The organism is Cyanobium sp. CH-040, assembly GCF_024346135.1.
Classification (GTDB): domain Bacteria; phylum Cyanobacteriota; class Cyanobacteriia; order PCC-6307; family Cyanobiaceae; genus NIES-981.
Genome location: NZ_JAGQCJ010000013.1, coordinates 46,309 through 71,828 on the forward strand (window position 1 = coordinate 46,309; position 25,520 = coordinate 71,828).

The following is a 25,520-nucleotide window of genomic DNA, read 5'->3' on the forward strand; positions in this document are numbered from 1 at the left end:
GCCAGCAGAATGCCCGCAGCAACCCATTGGAGAGACGAGGGTGATGCGGGCCGGCAGCGAACCACGGCGCAGGCTCTCCGGGGCGGCGCCCCTCCAGGGCTTGATCCTGGCCCTGCTGCTGCTGGTGCTGCTGCTGCCGGCGGGCTGCACCCGCAGCAGCCAGGCGGGTGCATCGAAGGCGGCCGGCGCCCCGTCCTCCGCCCGTCCGGCAGGACGGCTGCAGGAGGTGGCGCCCCCCCCGGCCGTGCAGCAGCTGGCGGCGGTGCTGTCGGAGCACCGTCCCCGGGTGACCATCGCCGCTCCCCGGGACGGCAGTCTGCTGCCGCCGGGGGAGTGGATCCTGGAGATCACAGGCAGCGACTGGCCTCTGGCGGACGCCGGTGGGCTGGGGCTGGGAGCCCACATCGCGGTGCAGGTGGACGAGGCTGCGCCTGTGCGCCTGACGAAAGCACAACCGGACTCGGATGGCTTCCGGCTGAGTGTGCCCATGGCGGAGCTGGCGCCGGGCAGCCATCGGATCACGGTGTATGCAGCCCGCCCCTGGGGGGAAACGGTCAAGCGCCCGGGGGCCTCCGCCCAGATCCGCGTGCACCGTGCAGCCATCAACCCCCTGGGACTGCCGGCTGCGGGCAGCGCTCAGCTGATCGCCGCCAGTCCGGCGGAGCTGAGCACCGCCGAGCCGGTGCTGCTGGACTGGCTGCTCAGGGATGCCCCGCTTCAGGGTCTGCGCGAGGGCGACCGGCGCTGGAGGGTGCGAGTGACCATCAACGGGGACAGCGTGCTGATCGACCAGAACACGCCGCTGTGGCTGAAGGGATGGCGCAGCGGCAGCAACAGTGTGCTGCTGGAGCTCGTGGATGAGCGCGGCGACCCCATCAATCCGCCCTTCAACAGCCTCGTGCGCGAGGTGAACCTGGGGGGGGGAGGTCCCCGGCCCCGCTGGCTGGGGGGCCCGCTCAGCGAAACGGAGCTGGCGGCCCTGCTGGGCGAGGTCCAGCGTGCACCCCCCGCCGGCCCCGCGGCGGAATCGGCAGCGGCACCGGCCGATCCTTCGGGCGATGCAGCCGACGGCGGCATTGAGGCTGCAGGGCCGCCGCCGGCCGCGGCAAGCGCCGATGGGCCGGTGCAGGCCGGAGAGGAGACCGGCGATCCCGAGGCTGGCGTGGAACCACCTCTGGATGGGGCCGCATCCTCCGATCTAGCCGTGTCTGCGCAACCCGGAGGTCCGGCAGCCGAGCCGGAAGCACCGGAAGCCCCCCTCAGGGCGGACCAGCCGGATCCCGCCGCAGAAGCGGGCACAGGAGCTGCGAGCCCACAGACTCAGGAGCCCCCGGAGGCATGAACCGCCAGGGAGTGTGGGGACTGAGCTTCAGTCCCGGTGGTGAAGCTCTGCTGGAGCCCCTGCGCCAGGCCGGCCTGATCGATCAACCCCTCCTGCTCAGCGGCGAGCCCCGCCTCTCCGCCAGCATGGCCGAACACTGGAGCCAGGCCCGGGGCTTCGTGGTGGTGGGCGCCTGCGGGCTGGTGGTGCGGCTGGTGGCGCCGCTGCTGGCGAGCAAGCAGGAGGATCCGGCCGTGGTGGTGCTCGATCCCCAGGGGCGCTACGCCATCCCCCTGCTGGGCGGGCATCAGGGAGGTGCCGAGCGGCTCGCTCAGCTGGTGGCGGCCGTGCTCGGCGCTGGCGTGGTGAGCACCGGCAGCAGCAGTGGCCGGATGCACCTGCCGCTGGACAGCTTCGGCCGCGACTGGGGCTGGCGGCGGGCTGGCGCCACTGACGCCTGGAGCGCCCTGATGAAGCAGGCCGCCCAGCCGGAGGCGGGGCTGCGGGTGTCGCAGGACGCCGGCTGCCGCCTCTGGCAGCGGCTGGAGGCATCACGCCAGCTCACTCCCATCGAAGCGCTCCAGCCGGAGGAACCGCCGCCGGCTGATCTGGCCATCACCATCCAGCAGGGTCCGGGCTGCCGCTGGCATCCTCCCAGCCTCTGGCTGGGGCTGGGCTGTGAGCGTCACACCTCCCTGGCGCTGCTGGAGCGGCTGGTGGATGGACGGCTGAGGGACCTGAACCTGGCTCCCCAGGCCGTGGCCGGGGTGGCCAGCATCGACCGCAAGGCGGATGAACCGGCCCTGCTGGCGCTGGCGAGCCGGCGCGGCTGGCCGCTGCGCTGGTTCCCCGCCGCTGAGCTGGCCGCCGTGGCCGTGCCCAACCCCTCGGCGGTGGTGGCGGCCGAGATGGGCACCGCCAGCGTGGCCGAAGCCTCGGCCCTGCTGGCCGCAGGACCGGCGGCCCGCCTGCTCGCGGGCAAGCAAGTGGAGCGGGCAATGAGCGGCGAGCAGGGAGCCGCCACCCTCGCCATCGCCCTGGCCGGGGAACAGTGGCTGCCCAAGCAGGGGCAGCTGCATCTGGTGGGCAGCGGCCCGGGGCGCCTGGACCTGCTCACCCCCGATGCCCGTCGCGCCCTGGCCGGCGCCACGGTGTGGGTGGGCTACGGCCTCTACCTCGACCTGCTGGAACCCCTGCGCCGCCCCGACCAGCTGCGCTGGGACGGCCGGCTCACAGAGGAGGAGGCCCGCTGCGGCCTGGCCCTGGACCTGGCCAGCCAGGGACTGAACGTGGCGCTGGTGTCCTCCGGCGACAGCGGCATCTACGCCATGGCCGGGCTGGCGCTGGACCTGTGGCTGCGGCGGCCCGCCGACGGACGCCCCGCTTTCACGGTGCATCCCGGCCTCTCGGCGCTGCAGCTGGCCGCGGCCCGGGTCGGGGCGCCGCTGATGCATGACTTCTGCACCGTGAGCCTGAGCGACCGCCTCACCCCCTGGGGGGTGATCGAGCGGCGGCTGCGGGCGGCGGCGGCCGGCGATTTCGTGGTGGCCCTCTACAACCCCCGGTCCCGGGATCGCCACTGGCAGCTGGAGCGGGCCCGCGAACTCCTGCTGGCAGAGCGCCCCAGCTCCACACCGGTGGTGGTCGCCCGCCAGCTGGGCCGCCCCCAGGAACAGGTGACGGTGCACACCCTGGACACGCTGCCGGTGGAGGAGGTGGACATGCTCACGCTGGTGCTGGTGGGCAACAGCACCAGCCGCAGCAGCGGCGGCTGGGTGGTGACGCCCCGGGGGTATCCGGGGGCGGAGATCACCGACAAGTCGGGATGACAGGATTCGAACCTGCGGCCCCTTCGTCCCGAACGAAGTGCGCTACCAAGCTGCGCTACATCCCGATGGCCCGACTGTAGGTGATGATGCTTCGGCCCGCTGCCTCCGGGCGTTTCTAGAGTCCTGGGCCGTCCCAACCGGCCCGAGCGGGGTCGTCGCCGCCTTGCTGAAACCCGACTGGCTGCGCGTCAAGGCCCCGCAGCGCGAACGCATCGGCGCCGTGGCGGACCTGCTGGTGGACCTGAAGCTCAACACGGTGTGCCAGGAGGCCAGCTGCCCGAACATCGGCGAATGCTTCGCCGGCGGCACCGCCACCTTCCTGATCATGGGGCCGGGCTGCACCCGCGCCTGCCCCTACTGCGACATCGACTTCGACAAGAGCGTGCGCAGCCTCGATCCCACCGAGCCCGAGCGGCTGGGGGAAGCGGTGCAACGGCTTGGACTCAGCCATGTGGTGATCACCGCGGTGAACCGCGACGACCTGGGCGACGGCGGCGCCAGCCAGTTCGTCGCCTGCATCGAACAGGTGCGCCGGCGATCCCCGCACACCACGATCGAGCTGCTGATTCCGGACTTCTGCGGCAACTGGGATGCCCTGGCCGCGGTGATGGAGGCAGCCCCCCATGTGCTCAACCACAACATCGAAACGGTGCCGAGGCTCTACAAGCGGGCCCGGCCCCAGGCGATCTACGGGCGTTCGTTGGAGCTGCTGCGGCGGGTGCGCGAGGGCTGGCCCCGCGCCTACACCAAATCGGGCCTGATGGTGGGGCTGGGGGAGTGCGACGCGGAAGTGCGGTCGGTGATGGCCGACCTGCGGCGTCACGCCGTGGACATCGTCACCATCGGCCAGTACCTCTCACCCGGTCCGAAGCACCTACCGGTGGATCGCTTCGTGACGCCGGAGCAGTTCGAGGCTTACCGCCGGCACGGCGAGCAGGAGCTGGGGTTTCTGCAGGTGGTGAGCTCTCCGTTGACGCGGAGCAGCTACCACGCCGGTGAGGTGCGGCGGCTGATGCTTCAAGAACCCAGGTGAACGCCGCCACCAGATCGAGGGACACACAGAAAACACACAACGAGAGGGGTATTGAACGTGAAAGTGTGCTTGCACATAGGGCCACATAAAACCGGCACAAGCGCAGTTCAGAATGTTCTATCAACTCAAAGCTTTGCGGCGTTTCACTATCCCCAGATTGGCCGGTGGCCCGACGGCTCTCATCACAACTTGATATTCAGCCTGGTTCCAGAACTCGGCAGGGAGGACGCCGAGCCCTTGCCAGAGCAATCCATCGCCAATCAGCTGAGATCAGAAGTGGCAGCGGCAGGCAAGAAGCAGTTAGTCATCAGCAGCGAGTACCTCAGCCTCGGAGACTCCTGCAGCAAGTTGCTGGATTGGCTGACCGCCCACGAATTCAGCGACCCAGGGGACTCAACTGCCCTGGTCGTGGTTAGAGATCCGATTCTGAGGGCATCGTCACTATACAACCAGAGAGTAAAGGATCCACTGGTAGGCGAAACTCGAAGTCCCGACGACTTCCTTCACCAGGAAGCCAAGAAACAATGCTACTCCAGCATTATTCAAAACCTAATGCGCCATCACATTTCAACGCAGATCATTGCTTATGAACCGTCAAGCTCTCTGGTTGAGCGTGTTCTGCTTGCTGCTGGCGCGACCACTGATGAAATACCAGAGACAAGCCAGCGGAGAAATGTTTCGCTGGCGAAGCATGTATTAGTAGCCATGCTTGCCGTCAATCGAGTGGTCCCCGAGATTCAACGCAGACGCATGTATTTTGCTGCCATCAGCAAGGCTCGGCCAGCATTCCAGCCAGCCAACAACATCTTTTCGTCACAAGCGACCGCATGGGCGCTCAGTGTATTTCAAAGAGACTTGGCGATACCAAGCCTCACGGCAGGCATGAAAAGCGGAGCGAGCCAATCTGAAAAAGTAAGCCAACACAACAAAACCGAACCGGACGAGGACTTCCTTTTATTGACTGAAGGCGAAAGAATGCTCATCGAGAACGCCGTCAGAACTTCCGGCCTGGACTGGAAGAATGTATCTAAAGAGATTGACGTTCTCGCAGGAATCTCAAGGAACAGAAATCAGTTATGAACCAGTTCGCACATCAATCTAAATAGACCCAACGTGCTGGCGGCTGCACGCTGATCGAATTCACGAGATCGCAGTCAGAAGAAAGTCTGAGGCATCGCTCCCTAAAGCTATTGAGCTTCCCCTCAAAGTCGGGGATCTCCACAATTTGCCGATCAAGAGATTGACAAGCCCTGATCCAAAGAGATTGGTCCAGCTCAAGCATGTTCAGAATCCAACTGGGCATTGAGTCAAGAGAAACGTCATCAGCCACAACTGCGGAGTCAGACGCCAATGCACCAGGAGATCTTGTGTTGAGGGGAGCGGCGTAGGAAAGATCAGACGGAAGGCCTAGGGCCTGGAAGTGATGCTCAAGCGCGACCAAGGACTCATCAAATCGCTCGACAACGCCTACAAACAAGTCGACTCGATCCATATCAATGAGATCGGGCCGCAACTGCCAACCCTGACGAAATTGGAAACCCTGAAGACCCTGCGGTGATAGATGACGACTTTGAAAGTTTGCCAATATGCCTTTATATTGAGACTCCATGTAATGACGAAAGGAAGTCTCCTGGGGCAGCTTATGCTGAACATCGCGGACAAAACGAAAGGCAGACTGATAGCGATCCCATGGCTTGCGAACAAACGAAACCTTGAGGGCAGCCAGCTCGCCGGGAGGAGGGCAGTCAATCAAATGGGATGTAAGAGCCCGGTAAGGCTGAAGATCAAGGCTCTGCTCGACTCTTTGCCAACTCAGCCTGGCACTTGAGTTGCTTGACTCAACATACAAAACCTGAGATGAAAAGATTTTCTCAAGGATCCAACTGAACGTGGTGCCGGCGCACTTAAATGTATGCAGATGCAGAACCTTCAGCGGCAGATCCTTGATCATCGCCAACGAAAATCTCAACCTTTTCTAGAATCTTGCACATCTGGCGACGAGCCTTGGAGTAGGAAAAACAAGTCTTCGCAAACTCACGGGAATTTGCCGACAATTTGTTCCAAAGAGTTTCCTCCTCGATCAAGGCCGTGATAGCGGCACGCCATTCGTCAGGGCTGCGCGCAATCAGGCAGTCAAAACCATCGCGAAGGCCTATGCCCTCGGCAGCGCAAGGAGAAAGCACAGTGGGAATACCAAACGCCAATGCGTTAATGACCTTACCCTTGACCCCGGCGCCGCTTAACAGTGGCGCAACGAAAACGGCATGCTGAGTATAGACTGTAGAAACATCTTCAACATATCCATGGGCAAGAATATGCCCTGAGGAGAGCTCTTTAATGTGTTGCGGCATTCTGGAACCATAAAGGTGCAGCATATACTGGCCACCTTGATTCTGCTCTAGGAGTGGCATCACGGAATGGCAGAACCATTGTATACCCTCTACATTGGGGTGATGAAGATAGCTGCCAACAAATGACATCCCGTTTCGTCCACGACGATGGGGGATATCGCGGGGAAAGCGCACGAACCAGGGGCAAATAGCCGATTCAGCTTGGCAGTTTGTACTAGAATCAATTGCTGCCAGTTCCTCAGAAGAATAAGATAAGACAAGATCCGACTGCTTCATCATTTCTACTTCCCTATCTTTTACGATCATGGCCTGATCAAATGCCTCTGGCGAACGCTGGGATGAAGCAGAACGAAGAAGCCTGAGATAATGCAAATCCGCGAGATTTAGAATTATTTTTGCACTGGGGTTGGAGCGTCGAATGAAATGGTTCACCGCTTGAGCAACGTCATACCGATTGACATAGAACAAGTCAAATTCGGCAGCACGCTCCAGCAGAAAAGTTTCCAGTGAGAGATAAAATGGCGCTGTTATGACTTCAACTCCCTGCCTCTCAAGGCGGTCAACATAAACTCCGAAGTGCGCCAGGTTAGCGGGCAAGAATGTTACTTTTGCCCCAAAAGACTGGAGGAGCTGAATTTCGTTAACGGCAGCAAAAGAGCCAGCATCCTTATCAGGCATACTGACTTTATCGTCGACAAATAAAACACGAAAGGAAATATTCCTATCCTTCACCAAATCCGGCTGTTCACCTTCGGCACCAAGCTGCTTGAAGGCAAGCGACCATTTACGTTTAAACTTAGGGCGGTTGACTTCTTGAAAAGCCTTAAAACCATCAGAAATATCAGTTCCACTCGTTGCCCCCTCGTAATGAAAAACAGTTGCCGAGGGAATGTACCAAGTGGTGTAGCCTGAGGCTCGGACTTTAAAGGAAAGATCTGTATCCTCAAAATACATCGGCTCTAGATAGCTGCTCAATCCGCCGACTTGATCCCAGGCTTCCCGAGAAATCATCAAAGCAGCACCAGAAAGATAGTCAGCCTGACGTGCATAGCGAAAGCGTGGATCGTGGGGGCTTTCGCCACGCCCATAGTTCCAAGGATTACCACTATTCCAAACAATTCCACCAGCATCCTGTAAGATTCCTGAAGGGTAGAGAAGCTTCGCTCCGCAGACTCCCACCCTAGGAAAACGTCGGAATCCTTCCAGAAGTTGATCGAGCCAAGATACCGTAACCTCTGTGTCATTGTTTAGAAGCACCAAGTAATCTCCTTGGGCAACCCGAGCACCTGCATGACAGGCCTTGATAAATCGCTGTGGGGTCTCATTGCGAAGGACTTTTATCCCCTTGAAGACGGAGACAGCGTTAGTTGTTTCATCATCAGACCCGTCATCTACAAGGATCACTTCGTAAGGAACGTGGCTCCAAGCAAGTGCAATAGATGCGAGGCAACAATAGGTATGGGCAAATTGATTATGGCAAGGGATAATGATCGAGACAAGAGGTTTCAGGCTTGTTGGAATCTCGATTGGTTCATAGGTGCTACGGCCAACTGGACCCTGATCGAGAATTGCAATAAGTCGTGCCAGATCTGTTCTGTCTGGTGTGTGCTTGCTATCCGACTCTAACCATCGACACAACGCCCTAAATCGATAGGATTGAGCAGCCGAAAGGTGGTCGGGATAGGGTGGAGAAACATTGTTCTGCAGAACTGGCAGATTTGTTAACACCTCTGGAGTTTTCAGCCACACCTGACAGCAGCTGAGAGAACCGGAAAGGTCCTGAAAGTCAAGCAGGGTATAGCGACCAGATAGAAACTGACTGGGAATCGAAATCCACTGATCGCGTTTACCAAAGAAGCTCACCCGCTTAGCCGGTACTCCATTGATCCGCAGCAAAAATTGGGAACCAACCGGAGCTCTACATTTGATTGAATGGCCGTGATCTTCAATCAGCCTCAGCTTGGTTCTTGCGATCAACTGGTCAATAACTGGATGAGCACCAGGATGGGACAAGACCCTTAGTCTGATTGCTGAATATCTCACGGGAACAGGCAGAGGAGCCTTTAGCCAGATGTCCTCAGAGAGAACAAATGATGACGCTCCCTCAACATGCAATAAACTCTGAGCTGCCGCGCGATCCCGTCGACCAAGGCGCTGCACGAACTGGGGGGAAGATAAAATAATCAGTGGACCTGGGCCTTCCTCGTCTCCTGTGAATGATACATACACAACTTCAACCGTAACCACCATCAGTTGGTCCCGGTTTAGCGGCCGTGAAACCTTATGTTCGATCAGCTGAAAGTCTGACAGGGATTGGCCACCACGATAAGCCGAATTACTATCATAAACAGACTGAGAGAGCACTTCGCCGTCGGCAGATGCAATCGAAACGCGAACTGTCGCCTCGCAGTTCTGAAATCCTGCATACAACACAATCGCCGAGCGATTGCCCACGATTCGAGCCGAGAATGACCAGTCAGAGATGACGGGAACTGCCAGCCGGGAACCCCTTTCTTTAATTTGGACAACGCAGTATTTTTCACCACTGACGACAATCTCTGTCCAGTCCGAACAGGTAGTTTCATAGTCAGCATTGACAACTGGCTGATCGAAAGCAAGATCGAGCTGATGATCAACAAAATTCAGCCTAGGGCGAGCGCACGGCTCAAATCCTTGAATCGTGTCATCAACCTCAAGCAGCCAATCATGGCTGGGCTCAGAAGCCAGGACAAGATAGACATTGCCATCTTGAAGGTAGGCCGCCTTGAAATCCGGAGTGCTTGAGGCCCTCTCATCGACAACTTCAGATGATTGATGAAAATGTGGTGAGAGCACTGCGTTCTAAGCTGAGGATTAACTGAAGATCAGGGATATCCGCTGACAGCCCGATCTATTCAGCAGACTGTCGAAACACACCAACAAGGCCAGCCAACAGGCAAGGCTCGCACCAGCATAAGCAGACCAGGATTTTGGCCGAAGGTCTCGTGCCTGAAGTGAATGGGCAGAGGCAGCCTCCCCTGGGATCGACGCACCAGCGACTCTGTTATGACCTGAATGAGTCCTGAGGAGAGATGGCAAGCGCTCCGGAGTCAGGCAGCGGCCACCACCTCCCTCTCGGCGAGGCCCATCGCCGCTTTCTCGCTGGGCGGCACCAGCAGCCGGAAGCGGGGCCTCCAGCTGGGCCAGTCGGCCAGGATCTGGGCGGCGCGGGTGCTGCCGGTGCACTCCAGGTGGCGCTCCAACAGCGGCTTGAGCACGGCCTCCTGCTCGGCGGTGGTGAGGTCGGTGATGGCGACGGTGTCGGGATTGACGCGATCGGCAAGGCGGTCGTCCTCATCGAGGATGAAGGCGACACCGCCCGTCATGCCGGCGGCGACGTTGCGTCCGGTGCTGCCCAGCACCACCACCACGCCACCGGTCATGTATTCACAGCAGTGGTCGCCAGCACCCTCCACCACAGCCGCAGCGCCGCTGTTGCGCACGGCGAAGCGCTCCCCGGCCCGGCCGAGGGCGAACAGTTCACCGCCGGTGGCGCCGTAGAGGCAGGTGTTGCCCAGGATCACCTGACGGCCTGGATCGATGGCACCGGCATGGGGCACCACGGTGATGGTGCCGCCGTTCATCCCCTTGCCCACATAATCATTGGCGTCACCCAGCAGGTGCAGGGTCATGCCCTGCAGAAGGAAGGCACCGAAGCTCTGGCCTGCGGCCCCCTCGAAGCGCAGATCGAGTTCGCCGCCGAAACCCCTGTTGCCATGGCGCGCGGCGATCTCGCCAGCCAGCCGGGCACCCACGCTGCGGTCGGTGTTGCTGATCGTCAGGGTGCGCTGGAGGCGGCCATGGGTCTCGATGGCGGCCATCACCTCGGCATCGGCCAGCAGCTGATCCTCCAGGATCGGACCGTTGCCATGGGCGGCCCGGTCATGCTGCAGCCAGCGACGGCCGGCGGCCTCAGGGATCGGGTCCAGCAGGCAGGAGAGGTCCACGCGACTGGTCTTGGCCAGGGCCACGTCACGCACGCCCAGCAGATCGCTGCGGCCGATCAGCTCATCCATGGTGGCCACCCCGAGCACGCTCATCAGCTGCCGCACCTCCTCTGCCACGAACAGGAAGAAGTTGACGACGTGCTCGGGCAGGCCGGTGAAGCGGCGGCGCAGAGCCTCCTTCTGGGTGGCCACCCCCACCGGGCAGTTGTTGGTGTGGCAGACGCGGGCCATGATGCAGCCCTCGGCGATCATGGCGATCGAGCCGAAACCGAATTCCTCGGCTCCCAGCAGGGCGGCGATCACCACATCCCAGCCGGTCTTGAGGCCGCCGTCGGCGCGCAGCAGCACCCGGTCGCGCAGGCCGTTCTCCAGCAGGGCGCGGTGCACCTCGGTGAGGCCCAGCTCCCAGGGGGTGCCGGCGTGCTTGATCGAGCTCAGCGGCGAGGCGCCGGTGCCGCCGTCGTGCCCCGAGATCTGGATCACGTCGGCGTTGGCCTTGGCGACACCGGCGGCGATGGTGCCGATGCCGATCTCGGCCACCAGCTTCACGCTCACCCTGGCGGCGGGATGCACCTGATGCAGGTCGTGGATCAGCTGGGCCAGGTCCTCGATCGAATAGATGTCGTGGTGGGGCGGCGGTGAGATCAACGGCACGCCGGGCTTGCTGTTGCGCAGCCAGGCGATGTAGTCATCAACCTTGGGGCCGGGGAGCTGGCCGCCTTCACCGGGCTTGGCGCCCTGGGCCACCTTGATCTCGAGCTGCTGACCGCTGCGCAGGTATTCGGGGGTGACCCCGAAACGGCCCGATGCCACCTGCTTGATCGCCGAACAGGCTGAATCACCGTTGCGCAGTCCACCGATGGTGGGAAGGCTGGATGAACGCCCGTCCTGATCCACATCGCTGAGCACGTGGAAGCGGGCCGGATCCTCGCCGCCCTCGCCGCTGTTGCTCTTGCCGCCGATGCGGTTCATCGCCACCGCCAGCACCTCGTGGGCCTCACGGGAGAGGGCCCCCAGACTCATGCCCCCGGTGCAGAAGCGCCGGCAGAGGCTCTCGACGCTCTCCACCTGCTCAATCGGCAGCGGTGTGGCGGCCGGCTTCAGCTCCAACAGGTCGCGCAGGGCGGTCACCGGCCGGCTGTTGAGCAGGGTCTGGTAGGTGGCGAAGTGGTCGTAGCCCGGCCCGGCCTTGACGGCCGCGTGCAGGGCCTTGGCCATCTCCGGACTGTTGAGGTGGTATTCGCCGCCCGTGCGGTACTGCACGAAGCCCATGAATTCGAGCTTGGTGCGATCCAGTTCGGGGAAGGCCTTGGCGTGGAAGGTGAGGGTTTCGCTCGCCAGCTCGCTCAGGCTCAGGCCGGCGATGCGGCTGGTGGTGCCGCAGAAGGCCAGGTCGATCAGATCGGCGCCGATGCCGATGGCTTCGAAGATCTGCGCGCCGTGATAGCTGGCCAGCAGTGAGATGCCGATCTTGGAGAGGATCTTGCGCAGGCCGTCCTCGAGGGCCCTGCGCACATTGGCCTGAGCCTGCTGTGCATCGAGAGGCGGCAGCTTGCCGGTTTCGATCAGCTTCTGGATGCGCGGCTGGGCGAGCCAGTGGCGGGTGGTCTCCCAGGTGAGCCAGGGGCACACCGCACTCGCCCCGAACCCGATCAGACAGGCCAGGTGGTGGGTGCTCCAGCACTGCGCCGTGTCCACCACCAGGGAGGCCCTCAGACGCAAACCCAGCCGCAGCAGGTGATGATGCACCGCCCCGACGGCGAGCAGCGGCGGCACGTAGGTGGTGGTGGCATTGATGCAGCCGGGGCTGCCGTCGATGCCGACGCGGTCACTCAGCACCAGGATCTGGTGCCCGTCACGCACGGCGGCCTCGGCCTCGTGCTGCAGTCGCCGCACGGCCTGCTCCAGCCCGGCCGGGCCACTGGCCACGGGCACCAGGGTGGAGAGCCGGACGGTGGGCAGACCCTGGTCGGCCAGCGTCGCCAGCTCGGCGTCGTTGAGCACCGGCGTGTCCAGATGCAGTCCGGCGGCTCCCGTCGGCTCGGGACGCAGGGGGGATCCCCGGCTGCCGAGATGCATCTCCAGGCTCATCACCAGCTTCTCCCGCAGCGGGTCGATCGGCGGGTTGGTGACCTGGGCGAAGCGCTGCTTGAAGTAGTCGTAGAGGAGATGCGGCTTGCTCGAGAGCACGGCCAGGGGAATGTCGTCCCCCATGCAGTAGGTGGGCTCCTTGCCAGCTCCCGCCATGTCCTCGATGACGAGATCGAGATCCTCGGCCGTGAACCCGTAGGCCGTCTGCTGCTGCAGCAGCTCCAGGTCGCCCAGCAGCTGCTCCTGGCCCCAGGGCTGGGCTGCCAGGCTGCGCCGGTTCTCGGCCAGCCAGGCGGCGTAGGGATGGCGGGCCGCGGCCTCCTCCTTCACCTCCCAGTTGTGCAGCAGGCGGCCCTGTTCGAGGTCCACCGCCAGCATCTGGCCAGGACCGAGCCGTCCTTTCTCGACGATCCGGGATTCCTCCAGATCGAGCACCCCGGTCTCCGAGCCCATCACCACGTAGCCGTCGCTGGTGATGCAGTAGCGGGCCGGCCGCAGACCGTTGCGGTCGAGGGTGGCGCCGACACTGTGGCCATCGGCGAACACCAGCAGCGCCGGGCCGTCCCAGGGCTCCTGGGTGCAGGCATTGAACTCGTACATGGCCTGGACGGCCGGGCGGCTCTCCAGGTCGGGCTGGTTGCGGAAGGCCTCCGGCACCAGGGTGAACAGGCTGTCGGTGATCGGCCGGCCGCTGCGCACCAGCAGCTCGAGAGTGGCGTCGAGATTCGCCGAATCGCTGAAGGCGGGATTGACCACCGGCTTGAGATCGGCGGCGGCATCACCCCAGACCGCCTCCAGGTGAGTTTCGGCGGCCCGGGCCCAGTTCAGATTGCCGAGCAGGGTGTTGATCTCCCCGTTGTGGCCGAGCAGGCGCATCGGCTGGGCCAGGGGCCAGCGGGGCAGGGTGTTGGTGCTGAAGCGGCGGTGGTACACCGCGAAGGTCACGGCGAAGCGCTCATCGCGCAGGTCGGCGTAGAAGGCGGCGAGCACCTCGGAGCGCACCATGCCCTTGTAGACGACGGTGCGGCCGCTGAGGGAGGCGAAGTAGAGGTCGCCGGCGCCGGCGGCGCCCCAGGCCTCCCGGGCGCGGTCACCGCAACGGCGGCGCAGGCGGAACAGCAGGGCATCGAGGGCATCGCCGTGCACCTCGGCCCCCAGCAGCCACTGCTCGATGCAGGGGGCGGTGCCACGGGCCATGGGACCGAGCACGTCCGGATCCACCGGCACGGTCCGCCAGCCCAGGCTGCGCAGGCCGAACCGCTCCGCCTCCTCGTTGCAGAACCGGCGGGCCTGCTCCCGCCGGACCGGATCGGTGGGCAGGAAGACCATGCCCAGGCCCCGGGAGGAGTCGGCGCTGCCGGCCGCCTCCGGCCACACGGCCTCCAGGAAGCGCCAGGGGATGCCGCAGAGCACACCGGCACCGTCGCCGGAATCACCGTCACCGCCGCAGCCGCCGCGATGCTCCATGCAGCCCAGCCCCCGCAGGGACTGCTGCAGCAGCCAGTGACTGGGTTCGCCGCGCAACGAGGCGACGAAGCCCACCCCGCAGGCGTCCTTCTCCCCGGCCACGGCCGCCGGAGCGGGGCTGTCGCAGTGGGGCCATGCGGGGCGGGGGAGTCGTGGCATAACCCGAAGCGTTCCGGCGGAAAGTCTTGGCAGTGGACAGGGGGCATGTCTGGACCCGGGACGCATCCCGGGCCGGGGGCCGTGTCGTCTTGGCCGGAGGGCCACGTCGCCTGGCCGGTGAGACCGGAGCTGGGCCGGTGTTGCGTGCGCCCGGGGGAGCATGCACCTGCGGAACGACAGATCCTAGGGATTCGCGGCCCCGAAACGGCCCTAACGTCAGCGGCCGAAGGTGGAGCGAGAGGCGAGAGGCCATGACCAGCGCACAGTCAGCTCCGCCGGCGGCGCCTCCGGTTCGGGCCGGTCATGCCTGGACCGGAGCTGGGGGAGCAACGCGGCGTGGCGCTCTGATGGCCCTGACGTGCCTCGGCCTGGCCGGCGCGCTGCTGGAGGGGACGGCCCTGGCCGCTCCCCGGATGCCGCCACCGGTGCCGCGCAGCGGCACGCGCGCCAGGGCGGAGGTGACGCGCGAAGGCGCCGTGCTGCTGGTGAACGGACGGTCCCAGCAGGCCCGCTGGCGCTGGATCGGAGCGGAGACCGGCGCCAGCCAGCTGTGGCTGCCCCTGGAAGTGCTCCAGAACCAGCTCGGGGTGAGCAGCCGCAGCCTCAGCGACGGCAGCCTCGATCTGGAGTGGTTCGGTCGGCCCCTGAAGGTGCCTGCAGGGGCCCAGCAGGCCCTCGACGACGAAGTGGCGATCGACGCCCTGCCCCTGCTTGAGGCCGTGGGGGTGCAGACCCGGGTCGAGCAGGATCGCCTGCGCCTGGATCTGCCGATGGCCGCCCTGCTGCAGGTGCGCAGTTCCAGCCAGCCGGGTGTGCGGCGGGTGGTGCTCGATCTGGCCGGTCCGGCGCTGGTGGAGACCACGGCCGGCGGGCTGCTGGTGGGCATCAGCGCCGATGCCATGGGCCAGCAGCAGCTGCAGGCTCTGGGGCTGACGACGCGGCGCGACGGCCGCGGCCTTGCCCTGAGCAGCCGCGCAGCCACCCTCGACAGGGTGTTCACTCTCGGGGAGCCCCACCGGCTGGTGATCGATCTGCCGGGAGACGCCGCGCCGGCCGCGCCGTCGGCCCCGGCACCGATCGATCCCCGCCTGCAGGCGCTCCTGGGACGGGGCGTGCGCTGGGATCGGCTCGGCCGCGAGGGCCTGCGCATCAATGCCGTGCGGGTGGAACCGGCCAACGGCCCGCTGCAGCTGATGCCGCTGGTGCAGCCGGGGGGCATGACCGGTCTGGGCACGCTCACCCAGCTGGCCCAGCAGAACCAGGCGCTGGTGGCCATCAACGGGGGCTTCTTCAACCGGGTGCGCCGCTTGCCGCTCGGGGCCCTCAAGCGCGACGGCCGCTGGCTGTCAGGCCCGATCCTCAACCGCGGCGTGGCGGCCTGGAACGGCCGCGAGCTTCCCCGCTTCGGGCGGCTCAGCCTGGAGGAATGGGTGACTGGGGCCGACGGCAGGCGGCTGCCGGTGGTGGTGGTGAACAGCGGCTTCGTGCAGCGGGGCATCAGCCGCTACACCTCCGACTGGGGCCAGGCCTATCAGGCCCTCAGCGGTGGCGAAACGGCCGTGCTCGTGCGCGGCGACACCGTGCAGCAGAGCTTCGACAGCCTCTCCCTGGAGCGGGGCGTGCCGCTGCGGACCGGGGACACCCTGTTCGTGGCCAGGGGTGGCGTCACCCTGCCCTGGAATCCAGGCGAGCGCCTGAGCCTGAGCAGCCGCTCCAGCAGCCCGCTGGGGGATGCCCAGCAGCTGATCGGCGGTGGACCGCTGCTGCTGCAGGACGGCCGCAACGTGCTCAACGGCACCGCCGAGGGCTTTGCCGCCAGCTTCATGAGCCAGGGAGCGCCCCGCACCGTGCTGGCCAGCGACGGCCGGGAGGTGTGGCTGATCACCCTGGAGGGTGAGGGCAACCCCGGGCCCACGCTGGCCCAGACCGCCCAGGTGCTCCAGGGGATGGGACTCCGGGACGCCCTCAACCTCGACGGCGGCAGTTCCACGGGGCTGGTGATGGGGGGCAGCCTGCAGGTGAAGGGCCGGGGCGTGGTGGGCAGCGTGCACAACGGTGTCGGCCTGGTGCCCTGAAGCCGACGCAGGCTGCGAGAGTGGCCGATGGGATTCAGCGTCCGGACCACGAGCCCCCGGAGCGACCCCACCGCCATGCCCAAGGGCCACAGCCTGCGCCTGACCACCGCCGCCGCCGCTGAGCTGGGACGCCAGGCCGCGGTGGCCGGGACCCCGGGTCTGATGCATCTGGATCTCGTGGAGGGAGGCTGCGAGCAGTGGACGATCCGGCTGCGGCCAGGGCACCTGGCGGGTGTGCCGATCGCCCGGGCCGACGGCGTCACCCTGCACGCTCCCCACGACCAGGCGGCTCTGCTCACGGGCCTGAGCCTCGACTACCGCGGCGACCTGAGCGGGGGTGGATTTCTGGTGCGCAGCGGCGAAGGCGTGAGGACCTGCGCCTGCGGGGCAGCGTTCAGCCCGCTGGCGGGGAGGGGGCGGGCGACCCGGTAAGGTGGCGGATTGTCGATTGAGGTCGGAACGTCCGACCAGTCGTTCCGGCACCCGTACTTCCGGCCCTCGATGCCCACCATTCAGCAGCTCATCCGAACCGAGCGTCAGCAACTCACGCGCAAGACCAAGTCGCCTGCCCTGCGCGCCTGCCCCGAGCGGCGTGGTGTGTGCACCCGCGTGTACACCTCCACCCCCAAGAAGCCCAATTCGGCGCTGCGCAAGGTGGCCCGGGTACGGCTGACCTCCGGGTTCGAGGTGACCGCCTACATCCCCGGCATCGGTCACAACCTGCAGGAGCACTCGGTGGTGTTGATCCGCGGTGGCCGGGTCAAGGACCTGCCCGGTGTCCGCTACCACATCATCCGCGGCACGTTGGACACGGCCGGGGTGAAGGACCGGCGCCAGGCCCGCTCCAAGTACGGCGCCAAGACTCCCAAGGAGTGATCGCCGGGCCGCCGGACCCGCGCTCTGATCTGATCAGCCAGTTCTCCGGCATCCTCTCCACCAGCCCTTTTCCCGTCCCTCCATGTCCCGCCGAAACGCCGCTGAGAAGCGTCCGGTTCTGCCCGATCCCCAGTTCAACAGCCGCCTGGCCTCGATGATGGTGGCCAGGCTGATGAAGCACGGCAAGAAGTCGACCGCCCAGCGCATCCTCTCGGACGCCTTCACCCTGATTCACGAACGCACCGGCAGCGATGCCCTGGAGCTGTTCGAAACCGCCGTTCGCAACGCCACCCCCCTGGTGGAGGTGCGTGCCCGCCGGGTGGGTGGCGCCACCTACCAGGTGCCGATGGAAGTGCGTCAGGAACGGGGCACGGCCATGGCCCTGCGCTGGCTGGTGAACTTCTCGCGCGCCCGCAACGGCCGCAGCATGGCCCAGAAGCTGGCCGGCGAGCTGATGGATGCCGCCAACGAGGCCGGCAGCGCCGTCCGCAAGCGCGAGGAAACCCACAAGATGGCCGAGGCCAACAAGGCCTTCGCCCACTACCGCTACTGAGCTCAGCCTCAGTTCGCCCAGGGGGCCGGATCACTAGAGTGGCCCCCGCTTTTCGTCGACCCTTCGGAGATCACACCCGTGGCCCGCGCCTTTCCACTGGAACGCGTCAGAAATATCGGTATCGCCGCTCACATCGACGCGGGCAAGACCACCACGACCGAACGGATCCTGTTCTATTCGGGCGTCGTCCACAAGATGGGCGAAGTGCATGACGGCGCCGCCGTCACCGACTGGATGGCCCAGGAGCGTGAGCGGGGCATCACCATCACCGCGGCGGCCATCTCCACGAGCTGGAAGGATCACCGCATCAACATCATCGACACCCCCGGGCACGTCGACTTCACCATTGAGGTGGAGCGCTCCATGCGGGTGCTCGACGGTGTGATCGCAGTGTTCTGCGCGGTGGGTGGCGTCCAGCCCCAGTCGGAAACCGTGTGGCGCCAGGCCGACCGCTACAGCGTGCCGCGCATGGTCTTCGTCAACAAGATGGACCGCACCGGCGCCGACTTCCTCAAGGTGCACGGGCAGATCAAGGATCGCCTCAAGGCCAAGGCCGTGCCGGTCCAGCTGCCGATCGGCGCCGAAGGTGAGCTCAGCGGCATCGTCGATCTCGTCAAGAACCGGGCCTTCATCTACAAGGACGACCTCGGCAAGGACATTGAGGAGACCGATGTGCCGGCCGCCATGGCCGATCAGGTGGAGGAATGGCGCGCGGTGCTGATGGAGGCCGTGGCCGAGACCGACGAAGCCCTGATCGAGGAGTTCCTCGACAAGGGTGAGCTGTCGGAGGAGCAGCTGCGCAGCGGCATCCGCGAGGGGGTGCTCAAGCACGGTCTGGTGCCGATGCTGTGCGGTTCCGCCTTCAAGAACAAGGGTGTGCAGCTGCTGCTCGATGCGGTGGTGGATTACCTGCCCGCACCGGTGGATGTGCCCCCGATCCAGGGTGTGCTCCCCGATGGCAGCGAAGCGGTGCGTCCCGCCGACGACAGCGCTCCCTTCAGCGCCCTGGCCTTCAAGGTGATGGCCGACCCCTTCGGCAAGCTCACTTTCGTGCGCATCTATTCGGGCGTGCTGCAGAAGGGCAGCTACGTGATGAACTCCACCAAGGACAAGAAGGAACGCATTTCCCGCCTGATCGTGCTCAAGGCCGACGAGCGCGAGGAAGTGGATGAGCTGCGGGCCGGTGACCTGGGTGCGGTGCTCGGCCTGAAGGACACCACCACAGGTGACACCCTCTGTGTCGACAGCGATCCCATCATCCTGGAGTCGCTCTACATCCCCGAGCCCGTGATTTCGGTGGCCGTGGAGCCCAAGACCAAGGGCGATATGGAAAAGCTCTCCAAGGCGCTCACTTCCCTGTCCGAGGAAGATCCCACCTTCCGGGTGTCCACGGATCCGGAGACCAACCAGACCGTGATCGCCGGTATGGGCGAGCTTCACCTGGAGATCCTGGTGGACCGTATGCTGCGCGAGTTCAAGGTGGAGGCCAACATCGGTGCTCCCCAGGTGTCCTACCGGGAAACCATCCGCGCCAGTGCCAAAGGCGAGGGCAAATTCGCCCGTCAGACCGGAGGCAAGGGCCAGTACGGCCATGTGGTGATCGAAATGGAGCCCGGGGAGCCGGGCTCAGGGTTCGAGTTCGTCAACAAGATCGTTGGCGGTGTCGTGCCCAAGGAATACATCGGTCCGGCCGAAGCCGGCATGAAGGAAACCTGCGAGTCCGGCGTGCTTGCGGGTTACCCGATGATCGATGTGAAGGTCACCATGGTCGACGGCTCCTATCACGACGTCGACTCCTCTGAGATGGCGTTCAAGATCGCCGGCTCGATGGCCTTCAAGGATGGCGTCAAGAAGTGCAGTCCTGTGCTGCTTGAGCCAATGATGAAAGTCGAGGTCGAGGTGCCCGAGGATTTCCTCGGATCGATCATCGGCGATCTCTCCTCCCGCCGCGGCCAGGTCGAAGGACAGTCCGTCGAAGACGGGCAGTCCAAGGTCCAGGCCAAGGTCCCCCTGGCCGAAATGTTCGGCTACGCCACCCAGCTCCGATCCATGACCCAGGGTCGGGGTATCTTCTCGATGGAATTCAGCCATTACGAGGAAGTTCCTCGCAACGTGGCCGAGGCCATCATCTCCAAGAATCAGGGCAAGTCCTGATCTTTTCCCTACCCAACCAACCCCCGATTCTTTACCCCCATGGCTCGCGAGAAGTTCGAAAGGAACAAACCCCACGTCAACATTGGCACCATCGGCCACGTGGACCACGGCAAGACCACCCTCACCGCCGCCATCACTAACGTGCTGGCCAAGAAGGGTCAGGCCAAGGCCCAGGCCTACGACCAGATTGACGGTGCTCCCGAGGAGCGTGAGCGCGGCATCACCATCAACACCGCCCACGTCGAGTACGAGACCGGCAAGCGTCACTACGCCCACGTGGACTGCCCCGGCCACGCGGACTACGTGAAGAACATGATCACCGGTGCCGCCCAGATGGACGGCGCCATTCTGGTGGTGGCCGCCACCGACGGCCCCATGGCCCAGACCAAGGAGCACATCCTGCTGGCCAAGCAGGTGGGCGTGCCCGCTCTGGTGGTGGCCCTCAACAAGTGCGACATGGTCGACGACGAGGAGATCCTCGAACTGGTGGAACTGGAAGTGCGCGAGCTGCTCTCCAGCTACGACTTCCCCGGTGACGACATCCCCGTGGTCAAGGTGTCCGGCCTCAAGGCCCTCGAGGGTGACGCCGAGTGGGAAGCGAAGATCGACGAGCTGATGGACGCTGTCGACGAGTCGATCCCCGAACCTGAGCGCGAAATCGACAAGCCCTTCCTGATGGCGGTCGAAGACGTGTTCTCCATCACCGGCCGCGGCACCGTGGCCACCGGCCGGATCGAGCGCGGCAAGGTGAAGGTGGGCGAGGAAATCGAGATCGTGGGGATCAAGGACACCCGCAAGACCACGGTCACCGGCGTGGAGATGTTCCGGAAGCTGCTCGACGAGGGCATGGCCGGCGACAACGTCGGTCTGCTGCTGCGCGGCATCCAGAAGGACGACATCGAGCGCGGCATGGTGCTGGTGAAGCCCGGCTCCATCACCCCCCACACCAAGTTCGAAGGTGAGGTGTACGTGCTCAAGAAGGAGGAAGGCGGCCGCCACACCCCCTTCTTCGCCGGTTACCGGCCCCAGTTCTACATCCGCACCACGGATGTGACCGGCCAGATCACCGCCTTCACCTCTGACGAAGGCGCCAACGTGGAAATGGTGATGCCCGGCGACCGCATCAAGATGACCGGCGAGCTGATCTGCCCGGTGGCCATCGAGCAGGGCATGCGCTTCGCCATCCGCGAAGGCGGCCGCACCATCGGTGCCGGCGTGGTCTCCAAGATCCTCGAGTGAGGCACTGAGAGACAAGGTTCTCCTCTGATCAGCTGTTCGGGGCCCTCCGGGGCCCCTTGATCCGGGAGCTTTGCTCCTGTAGCCATCCTCCGGCGCCACGCCCCCTGATACGGTTTGCGAGCAGGCAGTTTTTGCTGCCTTCTCCCGCACCTCGACAATTCCAGTCTTCGGATGACCGCCGTCTCCCGGGGGCTCCATCGTCTTCCCCCAGATCCATGTCCGCCACCATCGCCCAGCAGAAGATCCGCATCCGCCTGAAGGCGTTCGACCGCCGCATGCTGGATCTGTCCTGCGACAAGATCATTGAAACGGCCGATCACACGGCAGCCACGGCCATCGGCCCCATCCCCCTGCCCACCAAGCGCAAGATCTACTGCGTGCTGCGCTCCCCGCATGTGGACAAGGATTCGCGTGAGCACTTCGAAACCCGCACCCACCGTCGGATCATCGACATCTACAGCCCCTCGGCCAAGACGATCGACGCCCTGATGAAGCTCGACCTGCCGAGCGGCGTGGACATCGAAGTCAAGCTCTGATCGGCACCCGAAGCCATGCTGGTCCATCCAGCCCGGTTCCGAAGCACCTCTCTTGATCGCGCCTCTCTGAACTGTCTCGGATCAGCAGCCCTGTGTTTCGCCAGCGACGCGGAACACAGGGCCTGTTTCTAGGATCGACGGGCACCTCCTGAACAAGCCATGGCAGAACTGGCCGTACGGGAGCTGCCCCTGTTTCCCCTGCCGGATGTGGTGCTCTTCCCCCAGGAAGTGCTGCCGCTGCACATCTTCGAGCCGCGCTACCGCATGCTCCTGCGCACCGTGATGGCGGAGGACCGGCGGTTCGGCGTGGTGCGCTGGGACCCCCAGAAGCGACGCATGGCCGATGTGGGCTGCTGCGCTGAGGTGATCCACTGCCAGACCCAGGAGGACGACCGCAGCAACATCGTCACGATGGGTCAGCAACGCTTCCGGGTGCTGGACATCGTGCGCGAGGCCCCCTTCCGCGTGGCGCTGGTGAGCTGGATCGAGGATTCGGCGGAGGCCGAACCGACCGAGGTGCGCGACCTGGCCGAGGAGGTGCGGCAGGCCCTGCGCGACGTGGTGGAACTCACGGCCAAGCTGGTGGGCAAGCCGGCCCAGCTGCCCAGCGACCTGCCCGATCTGCCGCGGGAGCTCTCCTTCTGGATCGGCTCGCACCTGGGCGGACCCGTGGCCGATCACCAGCAGGCGCTGCTGGAGATCACCGACACCGCCGAGCGGCTGCGCCAGGAATTCCAGCTGCTCGATCACACCCGTCGCCAGCTGGCGGCACGCACGGTGCTCAAGGACACGTTCCAGCCCCAGTAGGCAGCCCCGCTGCTGCGCCTGCGAGCACCCAGGTTTCCTTCACCACCCATGACCCTGATGAGCTGGCCCCTGGCCGCGGGCCTGGCCACCCTGGCCGTCACCGCCACGGGCGGTGCCCTCTGGCTGCGTCGCACCCGGCGCTACGCCGGGGCCGGCAGCGTGGCGGCAGCCTATGACCGCTGGACGGAAGACCAGCTGCTCGAGCGGCTCTGGGGCGATCACATCCACCTCGGTCATTACGGCGAGCCGCCAGCCAGGCCCGGGGGCGTGGACTTCCGCCAGGCCAAGGTGGCCTTCGTGCACGAACTGGCGCGCTGGAGCGGGCTCGATCAGCTGCCCCACGGCGCCCGGGTGCTCGATGTGGGCTGCGGCATCGGCGGCAGCGCCCGCATCCTGGCCCGCGACTACGGCCTGGACGTGCTGGGCATCAGCATCAGCCCGGCCCAGATCGAGCGGGCCCGGCTTCTCACTCCCGGCGATCTGCCCCACTGCCGCTTCGCCGTGATGGACGCGCTGGATCTGAAGCTGCCTGACGGCGGTTTCGATGCGGTCTGGAGCGTGGAGGCCTGCCCGCACATGCCCGACAAGCAGCGCTACGCCGATGAACTGCTGCGCGTGCTGCGGCCCGGGGGCAGGTTGGCGCTGGCGGACTGGAACCGCCGCGATCCGGCCGATGGCGCCATGAACGGGCGGGAGCGCTGGGTGATGCGGCAGCTGCTGGAACAGTGGGCCCACCCGGAGTTCGCCAGCATCCGCTCGCTGCGCCGGAACCTCGAGGGCAGTCCCTGGGCCGGCGGCCTGCAGGTGGAGACCGCCGACTGGACCTCGGCCACCCTGCCGTCGTGGATCGACTCGATCCTGGAGGGCGTGCGGCGTCCCGGGGCGGTGCTGGGCCTGGGGCCGAAGGCGGTGCTTCAGGGTCTGCGCGAGGCACCGACGATCCTGCTCATGCACTGGGCCTTCGCCACGGGCCTGATGCAGTTCGGCGTGTTCCGGGGTGTGAAGCCCGCCGCTCAGACCAGGGTGGTGAGCGGGTAGGCACCGAAGAGCGCGAGGTGCTCGCAGAGGGGCTCGAGCTCCTCGAGGGCGGCGGCCAGGGCGGCGGCCGGACTCCGGTCCTCCGGGGGCAGCTCCAGATCCACGAAGAAGATGTATTCGCCCATCTCCCGTTTCGAGGGCCGCGATTCGATCCGGCTCATGTTCAGGCTGCGGTGGGCGAAGCAGGCCAGGGCCTGCAGCAGGGCACCGGGCCGGTTGGAGCGCAGTGAGAAGGCCAGGCTGGCCAGGGGACCGGAACGGCGGCGCTGACCGCGGCGCAGCAGCAGAAAACGGGTGCAGTTGCCGGGCACATCATTGATGGGATAGGCCAGCTCGGTGAGCCCGTGCTCCGTGGCGGCCTGGCGGGAGGCGATGGCAGCCCGGAAGCGGCTGCCGGCCACCATGCGGGCGGCATCGGCGGTGGAACTGGTGGGCAGCTGCAGCGCGCCGGGCAGATGGTCGGCCAGCCACTGGCTGCACTGGGCCAGGGCCTGGGGGTGGGAGAGCACCTCACTGACGCCCTGGAGCGGGCCGCTGCCCAGCAGGGCATGGCGGATGGGCAGCACCAGAGCCCGGGCGATGGTGATGTCGGGATGTTCCCAGAGGGCATCGAGGCAGGCCGTCACCCCGCCCTCCACGGAGTTCTCCACCGGCACCACCGCCGCCTCGCAATCGGCGTCGGCCAGGGCTTGCACCACCCCACGGATACCCAGCTGGGGCACCAGCTCGGCATCGGCCAGCCCCTCCAGCTGAATCAGCTGCAGCGCTGCCTGCTCGCCATAGGTGCCGGCGGGACCGAGGAAGGCGACGCGCATCAGGCCAGAACGGAAGGAAGGGAGGGCCCGGATGCGGGCCGATAGGATCATGCCGCGCCGGGCCGCAGGCCATGCCCCTCGCGTTCAGCGCCAGTCAGCAGCTTGAGCTGCCCGTGCGCGAGCAGGCCGATCGACTGGCCAGTTACCTGGGCGAGGAGGAGAGGGTCGTCAGAGCCCTGCTGAATCCGAACCAGCTGCAGACCCTGGCTCCCCGGCACTACCGCTACACCGTCACCCGCCTGCAGGTGTTCCAGCTGCAGATCCAGCCGGTGGTGGAGCTGCGCACGCGCTCCAGTCCGGGGCGGCTGGAGCTGGAGGCGATCGACTGTCAGCTGGAGGGGCTGGGACTGGTGGACGACTTCCAGCTGAGCCTGCACTCCTGGATGGTGGCCGGGGATCAGGGGCTGGAGGGAGAGGCCACCCTGAGCGTGGAGGTGAGCCAGCCGCCGCTGCTGAAGCTGATCCCGGCCCGGGTGCTGGAGAGCACCGGCCGCTCCCTGCTGGCGGGCATCCTGCTCGGCATCAAGAGCCGCGTGGGCCAGCAGGTGGTGGAGGATTTCCAGCACTGGTGCCGCCAGGGCTGAGGCCGAGCAGGCGGCTCAGAAAACTCGTGCGATGCAGCGGCGTGGGCCCCAGCTTCAGCAGGGCGGCGCGGTGCCGGGCGGTGCCGTAGCCCGCATGGCGCTCAAGGCCGTAGCCGGGGTAGCGCACGGCCAGCTCACGCACCAGCTGATCGCGGCTCTCCTTGGCGATCACGCTGGCGGCGGCGATGGCCGCACAGAGGCGATCGCCCCGCACGAGGGTGGACTGGCTGCCCTCCCAGCCGCGCAGCGGCAACACCCCATCCACCAGCAGCAGCTCGGGCGCCGTGGGCAGCTTCTGGAGGGCACGCAGCATCGCCAGCTCCGTGGCGGCGCGGATGCCGAGCCGATCGATCTCGGCTGCGGACGCCTGGCCGAGGGCCCAGGCGCTGGACCACTGCCGGATGGCCGGCACCAGGGCGGCGCGGCGACGGGCGCTGAGGGCCTTGCTGTCGGTGAGGCCGAGCTGGAGCAGGGGCGCGATCGACGCCTGCGGCAGGACCACCGCTGCGGCGAAAACCGGACCGAACAGGCAGCCGCGCCCAACCTCGTCGACACCGGCACAACACTGCGGATCCCGCCCCAGCCAGGGGTCGGCGACCACAGGGT

Annotated in this window: 19 protein-coding genes and 1 tRNA gene; 14 read left to right on the forward strand and 6 right to left on the reverse strand. The window is 65.4% G+C overall.

Going from position 1 to position 25,520, the window contains the following annotated elements:
• Nucleotides 1-43: 43 nt before the first annotated feature.
• Nucleotides 44-1,342 (forward strand): hypothetical protein, encoded by a 1,299-nt coding sequence (locus KBY90_RS11845; RefSeq protein ID WP_254968856.1) that lies wholly within the window; start codon nucleotides 44-46, stop codon nucleotides 1,340-1,342.
• Nucleotides 1,339-3,150, forward strand: coding sequence for a precorrin-3B C(17)-methyltransferase (gene cobJ / locus KBY90_RS11850; RefSeq protein WP_254968857.1), 1,812 nt, complete (start codon nucleotides 1,339-1,341; stop codon nucleotides 3,148-3,150). Before KBY90_RS11845 ends, cobJ begins: the two co-directional genes overlap by 4 nt.
• On the opposite strand, the gene KBY90_RS11855 is transcribed toward cobJ, so the two are convergent.
• A tRNA-Pro gene (locus KBY90_RS11855) sits at nucleotides 3,142-3,215 on the reverse strand. The genes cobJ and KBY90_RS11855 overlap by 9 nt on opposite strands.
• Nucleotides 3,216-3,313: 98 nt before the next feature.
• On the opposite strand from KBY90_RS11855, the gene lipA reads away from it, so the two are divergent.
• Both lipA and KBY90_RS11865 read left to right on the forward strand, forming a co-directional pair.
• Entirely contained in the window at nucleotides 3,314-4,183 is an 870-nt protein-coding gene (gene lipA / locus KBY90_RS11860; protein ID WP_254968858.1) for a lipoyl synthase, read from the forward strand.
• A gap of 189 nt (nucleotides 4,184-4,372) precedes the next feature.
• Complete coding sequence (locus KBY90_RS11865; protein ID WP_254968859.1) at nucleotides 4,373-5,263, forward strand: hypothetical protein; 891 nt, start codon at nucleotides 4,373-4,375, stop codon at nucleotides 5,261-5,263.
• 13 nt (nucleotides 5,264-5,276) lie between these two features.
• On the opposite strand, the gene KBY90_RS11870 is transcribed toward KBY90_RS11865, so the two are convergent.
• The 3 genes from KBY90_RS11870 to gltB form a co-directional block, all read right to left on the reverse strand.
• Nucleotides 5,277-6,134 (reverse strand): sulfotransferase family 2 domain-containing protein, encoded by an 858-nt coding sequence (locus KBY90_RS11870; RefSeq protein WP_254968860.1) that lies wholly within the window; start codon nucleotides 6,132-6,134, stop codon nucleotides 5,277-5,279.
• On the reverse strand, nucleotides 6,088-9,369 hold the full coding sequence (locus KBY90_RS11875; protein ID WP_254968861.1) for a glycosyltransferase: 3,282 nt from the start codon (nucleotides 9,367-9,369) through the stop codon (nucleotides 6,088-6,090). Before KBY90_RS11875 ends, KBY90_RS11870 begins: the two co-directional genes overlap by 47 nt.
• Nucleotides 9,370-9,623: 254 nt before the next feature.
• The gene (gltB, locus tag KBY90_RS11880; protein WP_254968862.1) at nucleotides 9,624-14,237 is read right to left on the reverse strand and encodes a glutamate synthase large subunit; all 4,614 of its coding nucleotides are present in this window, start codon (nucleotides 14,235-14,237) and stop codon (nucleotides 9,624-9,626) included.
• A gap of 347 nt (nucleotides 14,238-14,584) precedes the next feature.
• On the opposite strand from gltB, the gene KBY90_RS11885 reads away from it, so the two are divergent.
• The 9 genes from KBY90_RS11885 (at nucleotide 14,585) to KBY90_RS11925 (ending at nucleotide 23,515) form a co-directional block, all read left to right on the forward strand.
• A complete protein-coding gene (locus tag KBY90_RS11885) occupies nucleotides 14,585-16,312 on the forward strand; it encodes a phosphodiester glycosidase family protein (RefSeq protein WP_254968863.1) in 1,728 nt (575 codons plus the stop codon).
• Between the two features lie 75 nt (nucleotides 16,313-16,387).
• Nucleotides 16,388-16,744: an AIR synthase gene (locus KBY90_RS11890; RefSeq protein ID WP_254968864.1), complete on the forward strand. Its 357-nt coding sequence runs from the start codon at nucleotides 16,388-16,390 to the stop codon at nucleotides 16,742-16,744.
• Nucleotides 16,745-16,813: 69 nt separating this feature from the next.
• On the forward strand, nucleotides 16,814-17,188 hold the full coding sequence (gene rpsL / locus KBY90_RS11895; protein ID WP_254968865.1) for a 30S ribosomal protein S12: 375 nt from the start codon (nucleotides 16,814-16,816) through the stop codon (nucleotides 17,186-17,188).
• Between the two features lie 82 nt (nucleotides 17,189-17,270).
• Nucleotides 17,271-17,741 carry a 30S ribosomal protein S7 gene (rpsG, locus tag KBY90_RS11900; protein WP_254968866.1) on the forward strand — a complete coding sequence of 157 codons (471 nt, stop codon included), beginning with the start codon at nucleotides 17,271-17,273 and terminating at the stop codon, nucleotides 17,739-17,741.
• A gap of 78 nt (nucleotides 17,742-17,819) precedes the next feature.
• Nucleotides 17,820-19,895 (forward strand): elongation factor G, encoded by a 2,076-nt coding sequence (fusA, locus tag KBY90_RS11905; RefSeq protein ID WP_254968867.1) that lies wholly within the window; start codon nucleotides 17,820-17,822, stop codon nucleotides 19,893-19,895.
• Between the two features lie 39 nt (nucleotides 19,896-19,934).
• The gene (tuf, locus tag KBY90_RS11910) at nucleotides 19,935-21,134 is read left to right on the forward strand and encodes an elongation factor Tu (protein ID WP_254968868.1); all 1,200 of its coding nucleotides are present in this window, start codon (nucleotides 19,935-19,937) and stop codon (nucleotides 21,132-21,134) included.
• A gap of 215 nt (nucleotides 21,135-21,349) precedes the next feature.
• Complete coding sequence (rpsJ, locus tag KBY90_RS11915; protein ID WP_254968869.1) at nucleotides 21,350-21,670, forward strand: 30S ribosomal protein S10; 321 nt, start codon at nucleotides 21,350-21,352, stop codon at nucleotides 21,668-21,670.
• 159 nt (nucleotides 21,671-21,829) lie between these two features.
• Nucleotides 21,830-22,477, forward strand: coding sequence for an LON peptidase substrate-binding domain-containing protein (locus tag KBY90_RS11920; protein ID WP_254968870.1), 648 nt, complete (start codon nucleotides 21,830-21,832; stop codon nucleotides 22,475-22,477).
• A gap of 48 nt (nucleotides 22,478-22,525) precedes the next feature.
• On the forward strand, nucleotides 22,526-23,515 hold the full coding sequence (locus KBY90_RS11925; RefSeq protein WP_396122580.1) for a methyltransferase domain-containing protein: 990 nt from the start codon (nucleotides 22,526-22,528) through the stop codon (nucleotides 23,513-23,515).
• On the opposite strand, the gene pheA is transcribed toward KBY90_RS11925, so the two are convergent.
• Nucleotides 23,491-24,330 (reverse strand): prephenate dehydratase, encoded by an 840-nt coding sequence (gene pheA, locus KBY90_RS11930; RefSeq protein ID WP_254968872.1) that lies wholly within the window; start codon nucleotides 24,328-24,330, stop codon nucleotides 23,491-23,493. The genes KBY90_RS11925 and pheA overlap by 25 nt on opposite strands.
• A gap of 71 nt (nucleotides 24,331-24,401) precedes the next feature.
• Here pheA and KBY90_RS11935 point away from each other — a divergent pair, with 71 nt between their 5' ends.
• Nucleotides 24,402-24,914 carry a DUF1997 domain-containing protein gene (locus KBY90_RS11935; RefSeq protein WP_254968873.1) on the forward strand — a complete coding sequence of 171 codons (513 nt, stop codon included), beginning with the start codon at nucleotides 24,402-24,404 and terminating at the stop codon, nucleotides 24,912-24,914.
• On the opposite strand, the gene KBY90_RS11940 is transcribed toward KBY90_RS11935, so the two are convergent.
• Nucleotides 24,853-25,515, reverse strand: a complete 663-nt coding sequence (locus KBY90_RS11940) for a ribonuclease HII (RefSeq protein ID WP_254968874.1) — start codon at nucleotides 25,513-25,515, stop codon at nucleotides 24,853-24,855. The two genes, KBY90_RS11935 and KBY90_RS11940, sit on opposite strands and share 62 nt — an antisense overlap.
• Nucleotides 25,516-25,520 lie beyond the last annotated feature (5 nt).